The organism is Lacisediminimonas sp. (genome assembly GCF_030645335.1).
Lineage (GTDB): Bacteria > Pseudomonadota > Gammaproteobacteria > Burkholderiales > Burkholderiaceae_D > Lacisediminimonas.
On sequence record NZ_JAUSNH010000223.1, the window covers coordinates 1 to 9,212 of the forward strand.

Consider the following 9,212-nt stretch of genomic DNA (forward strand, 5'->3'; position numbering starts at 1 on the left):
CGGTGCTGGTGGTGGTGGACAGCTTGATGATGTTTTGCGCGGCGACGGGCAAGGCCGCCATCGATGCGATCATGGCGAGGGAAAGCGCAGCCAGTCGGGTCTTGCGGATGAACATCCAATGCTCCATGTCTTTGATTGAAAGGCTATGGTATAGACCAATGGCTTGCCGTCCAATATGTACAAAATTGCATAAGTTGGACGGGTGCCTATAATGCCGTTCGCCCTGTCGACCGATCCCGCCCCATGCTCCACATCAAGCTCGGCTACACCTTTACGCAAACGCCCAGCGACAAGCAGCAGTTGCAAAACCCGCTGTTCGACGTGCTGTCCGCCATCCACAGCACCGGCTCGGTGGCGCAGGCAGCGCGCCAGCTCGGCCTGTCCTATCGCCATGTGTGGGGAGCGATCAAGGATTGGGAAGCTACGCTGGGCGCCGGGCTGATCCTGTGGGAGCGCGGCAAGCGGGCACGGCTGTCCGGCTTTGGCGAAAAATTGCTGTTCGCCGAGCAGCGCGCCAAGACCCGCGTGATGCCGCAGATCGAGAACCTGGTGGCCGAGATGGAGCGCGAATTCGCGCTGGCCTTCGACCGCGGTGCGCATGTGATTTCGATCATGGCCAGCCATGACCTGGCGCTGCCCCGGCTCAAGGATTTCATGGCCCAGCAGTGCAATCTCCATCTCGACATGCAATTCCGCCCAAGCCTGGATGCCATCGCCGCCCTGTCGCGGGGCGAATGCATGCTGGCCGGGTTCCATATCGGTGAGCAGCGCGCGCCCGGGACCCTGACGCAGAAAGCATTCAAGCAGTTGCTCAAGCCCGGCAAGCACAAGCTGATCAATTTCGTCGCGCGCGAACAGGGGTTGATGGTGCGCAGCGGCAATCCGAAAAAAATCCGCGGCATACCGGACCTGGCACGCCCTGATGTCCGCTTCGTGAACCGGCAGACCGGCTCCGGCACCCGGGTGGAAATCGATCAGTTGCTGGCGCAGTCCGGCATTGCGACAGAAAAGGTGCAGGGCTACGGGCAGGTCGAGCCGACCCATCTGGCGGTCGCGGCCGCCATCGCTTCGGGCCGGGCAGATGCCGGCATCGGCATCCATGCCGCCGCTGCGCAGTTCGGGCTGGACTTCATTGCCTTGCTGAGCGAGCAGTATTACTTCGCCTGCCTGAAGGACACGCTGAAAGAGCCCGCCATGCTCAAGCTGCTGGACCTGCTGGCGGGCAAGGGCTGGCACACCATCGTGCGCGATTTGCCCGGATACGACCCGGCAGATGCCGGTCAGGTTGTCTCGCTGCGCCAGGCCTTGCCCTGGTATGCGTTCAGGACGCCAAAGGCCGGTCCGGCTGATTGAGCTGGCTGCGCTTGCCGGCGTAGCGCCGGCAAGACCCAAGTCCGCGAGAAAATTCAAATTCTCTGCTGCACCGCGATGAAGCAGTCCCTCTGGCATATTTTCTGCATAAATTTCTCCGCATAAAGAAAAAATAGGTTTAAATTACCGTTGTAAAAAATTTTGAGCCATTTTTTTTCCAAAGCCAGCGACGCGCATGTCGTCCGCAGGGAAAACCCAGAAGCACCAGAAGCTCCTTTTTCCACCCTTTCCAGTTGGGGAAACAGATTGCGGCAGCATTTGATCGGTATTGATAGCGGCGGTACGTTCACCGACCTGTATTGCGCGGACGAATCCGGACAGGTCGTCAAGGTCCTGAAAGTGTCGTCCACACCGGATGATCCTTCGCGCGCCCTGGTGGATGCGCTCACAGCGCTGGGCTTTCCGGCCGAATCCATTGCGACCGTGCTGCACGGCACGACGATTGCGACCAATGCGGTCATCGAGCGCCGCGGCGCACGCTGCGCACTGGTCACCACGCGCGGCTTTCGCGATGTGCTGGAACTGGGCCGGCGCGACCGGCCCAGCCTGTACGGCCTGACCGGCGAGCAGCGCCCGCTGATTGCACGCGACCAGCGCTGGGAAGTGACCGAGCGGGTCGATCACCGCGGCCAGGTCATCGTGCCGCTGGACGAAGACCAGGTGCGCCGCCTGGCGATCCACCTGGACCAGGAAGGTATCGAGAGCGTGGTGATCGCCTTCATCCATGCTTACGCCAACACCCGGCATGAAGACCGCGTGCGCGAGATTTTCCTCGAAGTGCGCCCCAGCTGGGACGTCGTGACCGCCACCAGCGTGCTGTGCGAATTTTATGAATTCGAACGCACCAGCACGGCCGTGGTGCAAGGCTATTTGCAACCACTGGTATCGCGCTATGCCAAGGGCCTGATCGACAAGCTGGCCGCGTTCGGCTTCCACCGCGACATCCTGATCATGCAGTCCAACGGCGGGCTGACGCCGGTCACGCGGCTGGCCAACCGGGCTGCACATATCGTGCGTTCCGGCCCCGCTGCCGGTGTCGTGGCGGCTGCCGAACTGGCTGCCGACGCCGGCTACAGCAACGTCATTACCGGCGACATGGGCGGCACCAGCTTCGACGTCGCTGTCGTCATCGACGGCCGTCCCGAAGTGACCGAAACCACCGAACTGGATTTCCGCGTTCCGCTGAAGATCCCGATGATCGACGTCCATACCATCGGCGCCGGCGGCGGTAGCATTGCATCGATCGACCGCAGCGGCGTGTTGCAGGTCGGCCCGCGCAGCGCCGGTGCGCGGCCCGGCCCGGTCTGTTATGGATTGGGCGGCACCGAGCCGACCGTCACCGACTGCAACGCCGTGCTCGGCCGCATCAACACCGACAAGCCCATCGGCGGCGTCGGCAGTGGCCATCTTGATCTCGCTGCCGCACGCGCCGCACTGGGCAAATTGGGCGATGCGATGGGGCTGGGCGTGGAACAGGCTGCGGCCGCCGTACTGGCGGTGGTCAACCAGACCATGTCCGGACGCATTCGCTTGCTGTCGGTCGAGCGCGGCCACGACCCGCGCGACTTTGCCTTTGTCGCCTTTGGCGGCGCCGGCCCCTTGCATGGCGCCGCCTTGCTGGCCGATGTCGGCATTGGCGCCATGATCGTGCCGCCGTATCCCGGCGTGCTGTGCGCGATGGGTTGCGTGATTGCCGATTTGCGCTACGACTTTTCGCGCACCATCGACAAGCGTCTTGATGAAGTCGATCCCGCCAGCCTGCGCGAACAGTTCGAACGCCATCTTGAGGAGGGCCGCTCGCAGCTCGCACAAAATACCGCACTGATCAAGGACACGGTCGCCACCCATTCGATCGACATGTGTTTCCTGGGACAGATCCATCCGCTGCGGGTGCCGGTGGAAGCAGACTGGTCGCGCGCGCAGATTGAAGAGGCCTTCCTGCGCCAGTATGCCGGCGCCTTTGGCTCGGCGCTGGAAAACCTGCCGATCGTGCTGGTCACCTTGCGCAGTTCGGTCGCCGGCGTGCGGCCGCGTGAGCGCAAAGAGGCGCACGATGTGGCCGCGATTGCCGCCCCGGCCACCACCACCCGCCCAGTGTATTTCGACGGCTGGATCGACACGCCGATTTACCAGCGCAGCGCGCTGCAGGCGGGCATGTGGTTTACCGGTCCGGCAATCATCGAGCAGGCCGACACCACCACCGTGCTGGAACCGGGCATGCGCTGCCGGGTCGACGCGCTGTCCAACCTGATTGTGGAGCTGCTGTAATGGATACCGTAACGATCTCGGTGGTGCGCGGCGCGCTGGAACAGATCGCCAATGAGATGGACATGCATGTCATCCGCGCTGCGATCTCGCCGATCATTTCGGAAATGAACGACTGCGCCAACGGCATCTTCAATGCGGTCACCGGCGAGACCATTGCGCAGGGGCAGTTCGGCTTGCCGGTCTTCCTGGCCAACATGCAGTTCATGGTGCAACGGATGAACCAGGAAGTCGCGGCCAGCGGCGGCTGGAACGAGGGCGACGTCTGGATGACCAACAGTCCCTATTTCGGCGGCACGCACCTGCCGGACGTGACGATGGTGGCGCCGTATTTCCGTGACGGCAAACTGCTGGCCATCCTCGCCACGACCGGCCACATGATCGACATCGGCGGCTCCGCCCCCGGCGGATTTGCGCCGAACGCCAAGGACATCCACCAGGAAGGCATTTTCATCCCGCCGCTCAAGCTGGTCGACCGCGGCGTGCGCAATGAGGGTGTCATGCAAATGGTGTTGCGCAACCTGCGCCTGCCGGCTGAAGTCGGCGGCGACCTGCGCGCCATGAACAATGTATTCGACGTCGCCCGCCAGCGGCTCGATCGCGTGCTCGGCAAATTCGGTGAACAGACCGTCGCTGAAGTGATCGACGAAATGGTGGTCCGCTCGGAGCGCCAGATGCGCTCTTATATCGAAGAAATTCCGGACGGTGAATATCACTTCGAAGACTACCTCGACAACGACGGCGTCACCGACGCACCGATCAAGACCGCATTGACGATCCGTGTTGCCGGTGCGGATATCGAATTTGACTTTACCGGCACCGCGCCGCCCAGCGTCGGGCCGATGAACCTGTCGCGCACCTCCACGATGTCGATGTGCTACGTCGCGCTCAAACATATCTTCCCCGACGTGCCGGTCAATGGAGGCACCTTCCGCGCCGTCAAGTTCAATGTGCCCGAGCATTGCGTGTTTTCCGCGCAGTACCCGACGCCGGTGGGCGGCTACCTGGAAGTCGCCGGCAAGGTGGTCGACCTGGTATTCGGCGCACTGGCGCAGGCCATTCCGCAGCGCACACCGGCAGCCTTTTTCGGCACCACCGGCGTGTTCTCGTTTGGCGGCGTGCATCCGGACAGCGGCCGCTATTTCGTCTCGACCTGGGTCTATCCCGGCGGCTATGGCGGCAGCCACCAGTCCGATGGCCTGGTGCATGGCGTGACGCCGCAGTCGATGGCGCGCGTGATGTCGTACGAACTCACCGAGCACCGCGCGCCGGTGCGCTTCGAGCGAGTTGAAATGCGCGAAGATTCGGGCGGTGCCGGCTGGCATCGCGGCGGTTGCGGCAGCACCTTCGAGCTGACTGCGCTGGCGCCAATTTCCATGACGGTGCTGGGCGACCGCGTCGATTACAGTCCCTTCGGCATTGTCGGCGGCAAGGACGCCATGCCCAATGAAGTGGAATTCACCATCGACGGCAACAAGTGGAAGCCGCCAATGCGCAGCAAGGTCCAGAACCTGCCGATGAAAGCGGGTGACCGCTTTCGCGCTTCCTCCCCTGGCGGCGGCGGTTACCGCAACCCGCTGGAGCGGCCGGTCGAGCAAGTCGAGCGCGACCTGAACCTGGGCATCATCAGTGAAGCCACCGCGACGACTGATTATGGTGTCGTGATCGCCAGCTTCACCGAATTCGAAGGCCGGCGTCGTTACCTGCTGGACGCCGCCGCCAGCAATGCGCAGCGCGCAGCGCTGGGAGTGCGGCAATGAACAAACCGATCCTGAGTTTGCGCGGCGTCGAAGCCGGCTATGGCGAGCAGGCCAGTGTCCTTTCCGGCATCGACCTTGATGTCGCTGCCGGCGAAGTGGTGTGCCTGCTCGGGCCGAATGGCGCGGGCAAGTCCACCACCATCCGCACCATCTGCGGCCTGCTGCCCACGCGCGCCGGCCGCATCGAATTCGACGGCCGCGACATCACCGGCGCAGCGCCGGCAAGCAACGTCGCCGCCGGCATGGCGGTGGTGCCGGAAGGCCGCCGCGTATTCCCGACACTGTCGGTCGAAGAGAACCTGATGATGGGCGCGTATTCACATCGCAAGGGCATCGTCCCGCGCGAGAGCTTCGATGACATCTATGCGCTGTTCCCGCGCCTGGCGGAGCGCCGCACACAACTGGCGGGCACGCTCTCCGGCGGCGAGCAGCAGATGGTGGCGATGGGCCGCGCGCTGATGGTACGGCCGCGGCTGTTGTTGCTGGACGAGCCGTCGATGGGATTGGCGCCACTGTTGATCGAGCTGGTGTTCGACACCATCAACAAGCTGGCTATGCAGGGCATCACCATCCTGCTGGTGGAGCAGAACGCGGTGGCGGCGCTGGACGTGGCCGACCGTGGTTATGTGATTGAACGGGGTGTGGTGGTCCATGCCGGACTGGCTGCGGACCTGGAACAGACAAGTGAAATTCGAAGCAGCTATCTGGGTAGTTGAATTGGGTATCGGTAAGTCGGAAAGTTGGAATATCGGCGCGCAACGGGCTCTCTGGCCTGACTGCGTTCACTAATCAAAAGGAGTTGATCATGCATTCAACACGGACGGGTTTTCGCAGTCTTCAATTGCTGGCAAAAGGCGCGGCAGTCGTGCTGGCCGCCAGCGTGTCGCTTTCAGCCGCGCAAGCCGCTGAACTCAAGATAGGTTATTTCGGCCCATTGTCCGGTCCGGTCGCCGTGTACGGCACCGAAAGCCTGGCCGGCGTGAATTTTGCGCTGGAAGAAATTGCCCGCAACGGCATGATCGCGCCGCACACGATCAAGCTGATCTCGGCCGATGACCGTGCCGACCCGGGTGCTGCCGCACAAGCCGTGCGCCGCATGATCGAAGTCGATGAAGTGATCGCCATTCTCGGCGGCCAGACCAGCGCCGGTACTGCGGCAGCCATTGAAGTCAGCCGGGCAGCCAAGATCCCGCAACTGTCGCCACTGGCGGTCGACCCGGCACTGACCAAACAGAACAATCCGTGGTTTGCCCGCATTGCACCGTCGGCCGATCAGTTCTCGATCAATGCCGTGCAATGGATGGTGAATTCGCGCAAGGCAAAATCAGCCTACCTGCTGGTTCGCAACGACAACTGGGGCAACCCGCTGGCCGACGCTTTCGAAGCCAAGGCCAAGGAAATGGGCATGGTCATCAAAGGCCGCGTTGCCTACGAGCCGACCGCGCGCGAATTCAAGCCGATGCTGCAAAAAATGGCAGCAACCAATCCTGACTTCGTTGCTGTCCTCGGTTATTACACCGAGACCGGCCTGATGGTCAAACAGATGAGCGAACTCGGCGTCAAGCTGCCGGTGTTTGCCATGACGGCTCCTGGCGTTCCGCAATACCTGGATATCGCAGGGCCGGCCGCGAATGGCACGTACGGTTCGCTGTATTACTACTCGGGCTCGATCGACAGCGACAATGCACGCCGCTTCGTACGCAACTGGCAAGCCAAGTTCAATCGTCCGCCAAGCCAGTACGAAGGCATGGGCTATGACGCAGCGTATGTGCTGGCCGACTCCATCAAGCGCGCCAATGCCAAGGGCAAGGTCACACCGCAGTCGATCCGCGATGCGATCTTCGGCGTGAAAGACTTCCAGGGCGCAACTGGCCCGATCACCATTCTCCCGAGTGGCGACGCCAAGCGTCCGATGCCGTTTGTCCAGGTGCAGGGCAAGGATATCAAGCTGGATTACCTGGTTAAATAAAGTCAACAGAGCAAGGAGGCGCCGATGGAATTCATGACGCAATTGATGAGCGGGCTGGCAGTTGGTTGTATCTACGCGCTCGTCGCTGTGGGCTACAGCATGATTTACCGTGCCATGGGGCTGGTGAATTTTGCGCAGGCCGACATCATGATGCTCGGCGCCTTCGTCGGATTTTCCTTGTTGGCGGTGATGCCGGGTTTGCCATTCTGGATGGTGATCCTCGGCGCCACCGTGCTGACCGGCGCTTTCGGCGCCGTCATCGAACGGGTGGCGTATCGCCCGGCATTGAAACGCAACGTCGACCAGATTTACCTGGTCATGCTGACGCTGGGAATCGGCATCGTGCTGAGCAATACCGCCTTGCTGATCTGGGGCGCCAATCCGGTGGTGTATGCGATTCCGCTGACCCACCAGGTCTATACGGTCGCCGGCTATCCCTTCCCTGCGGTGTATGTGTATATCGCTGCCGTGATGCCGCTGATGCTGATCGGGCTGCAATTGTTCTTTTCAAAAACCTGGATCGGTGTGTCCACCCGCGCTGCGGCGGACGACAAGGAAACCGCATCGCTGATGGGCGTGCAGGTCGGCCGCGCCTCCGGTGTGTCCTTCGCCATCGCCGCCGGCACTGGCGCGCTGGCCGGGGTGTTGTATGCACCGATTTCATTCGTCTCGTATGACATGGGCGTGATCGGCGTCAAGGCCATCGCCGCAGCGGTGATCGGCACGCTGGGCAGCGTGCCGGGCGCCATCATTGGCGGGTTGATCATTGGCGTGGGCGAAACGGTCGGTAGCCAGATGATTGCGCCGCAGTACATGGACAGCATCGCCTTCGTGGTGATGATACTGATCTTGCTGGTTCGTCCGACCGGCCTGATGAGCAAGGGAGCACGGTGATGGCGGCAACTGAAGGCACTCCGCTGGCGGCCAAGGCCGCGCCGCAAGCGCCGGCTGCCGGCGCCCGCACCACCCTGTCCGGTGCGCATGCGGCAGACCGCACGCGGCGCGACTGGACCATCTTCGTCGTACTGATGTTGCTGGCCTGGACCATTCCGCTGGTGGCCGGCGGCTTCTATCTCTACCTGGCGTCGGCCATTGCGATCTATGCGATTGCCGCCATCGGCTTGCAGGTGATGGTGGGGCTGGCGCGCCAGCTTTCGCTGGGGCATGCGGCATTCATGGGCATTGGCGCTTATACCGCCGTGCTGCTGGAGAAAAACTTCGGCGTGCCCTTCATTTTTGCGGCGCTTGCCGCGCTGGCGTTTTCCGCCCTGATCGGCTTGCTGATGGCGCAGCTGATCCGCCTGCATGGCGTGTATTTTGACATTGCCACGTTTGGCTTTGGCATCATCGTCTACCAGTTGCTGGCCAACACCACCTGGCTCACAGGCGGGCACGTCGGCATCCGCGGCATTCCGCCGATCGAGTTTTTCGGGGTGGAATTCACGTCACGGCGCGACCTGTTCATCCTGGAAATGGTGACGCTGACGATTGTCTACGCATTGATGCTGCGCTTGTGTTCCGGCCGCATCGGACGCGCTTTCCAGGCCATCGGACAAAATGAATCGGCCGGGCGCAGCATCGGCATCCCGACCAATCGCTATCGGATGGCCGTCATCACGATCGGCTGCGGCATTGCCGGATTGGCTGGCGCTTTCCTGCCGCACTTGCTGAAGTTCCTCAGCCCTGAAAGTTTCGCCTGGCATGAATCGCTGGTGCTGCTGATCATGATCACCGTCGGCGGATTGAGCAGCCTGCCGGGCGCGATCATCGGCGCGACCGTGATCGTGATCGTGCCGGAATACCAGCGCGGCTTTGCCGAATACAAGATGCTGATCTACGGCCTGTTG

General features: G+C 62.3%; 7 protein-coding genes. All 7 read left to right on the forward strand.

What is annotated here, in order from left to right:
* Positions 1-243 precede the first annotated feature (243 nt).
* Positions 244-1,353: a substrate-binding domain-containing protein gene (locus tag Q7T64_RS15300; RefSeq protein WP_304797472.1), complete on the forward strand. Its 1,110-nt coding sequence runs from the start codon at positions 244-246 to the stop codon at positions 1,351-1,353.
* Between the two features lie 276 nt (positions 1,354-1,629).
* Positions 1,630-3,639 carry a hydantoinase/oxoprolinase family protein gene (locus tag Q7T64_RS15305; protein ID WP_304797474.1) on the forward strand — a complete coding sequence of 670 codons (2,010 nt, stop codon included), beginning with the start codon at positions 1,630-1,632 and terminating at the stop codon, positions 3,637-3,639.
* Positions 3,639-5,396 carry a hydantoinase B/oxoprolinase family protein gene (locus Q7T64_RS15310; protein WP_304797476.1) on the forward strand — a complete coding sequence of 586 codons (1,758 nt, stop codon included), beginning with the start codon at positions 3,639-3,641 and terminating at the stop codon, positions 5,394-5,396. The genes Q7T64_RS15305 and Q7T64_RS15310 overlap by 1 nt, the downstream gene beginning before the upstream one ends.
* On the forward strand, positions 5,393-6,112 hold the full coding sequence (locus Q7T64_RS15315) for an ABC transporter ATP-binding protein (protein WP_304797477.1): 720 nt from the start codon (positions 5,393-5,395) through the stop codon (positions 6,110-6,112). The genes Q7T64_RS15310 and Q7T64_RS15315 overlap by 4 nt, the downstream gene beginning before the upstream one ends.
* An 89-nt stretch (positions 6,113-6,201) precedes the next feature.
* Entirely contained in the window at positions 6,202-7,365 is a 1,164-nt protein-coding gene (locus Q7T64_RS15320; RefSeq protein ID WP_304797478.1) for an ABC transporter substrate-binding protein, read from the forward strand.
* 24 nt (positions 7,366-7,389) lie between these two features.
* Complete coding sequence (locus Q7T64_RS15325) at positions 7,390-8,259, forward strand: branched-chain amino acid ABC transporter permease (RefSeq protein WP_304797479.1); 870 nt, start codon at positions 7,390-7,392, stop codon at positions 8,257-8,259.
* On the forward strand, positions 8,259-9,212 hold a 954-nt coding region (locus Q7T64_RS15330), incomplete at its 3' end, for a branched-chain amino acid ABC transporter permease (protein WP_304797481.1). The genes Q7T64_RS15325 and Q7T64_RS15330, both read left to right, overlap by 1 nt.

Bases quoted from the DNA above. Each gene is read 5' to 3' on its own strand.
- Q7T64_RS15310 (WP_304797476.1), top strand. From the start codon at position 3,639: ATGGATACCGTAACGATCTCGGTGGTGCGCGGCGCGCTGGAACAGATC.
- Q7T64_RS15320 (WP_304797478.1), top strand. From the start codon at position 6,202: ATGCATTCAACACGGACGGGTTTTCGCAGTCTTCAATTGCTGGCAAAA.
- Q7T64_RS15325 (WP_304797479.1), top strand. From the start codon at position 7,390: ATGGAATTCATGACGCAATTGATGAGCGGGCTGGCAGTTGGTTGTATC.
- Q7T64_RS15315 (WP_304797477.1), top strand. From the start codon at position 5,393: ATGAACAAACCGATCCTGAGTTTGCGCGGCGTCGAAGCCGGCTATGGC.
- Q7T64_RS15300 (WP_304797472.1), top strand. From the start codon at position 244: ATGCTCCACATCAAGCTCGGCTACACCTTTACGCAAACGCCCAGCGAC.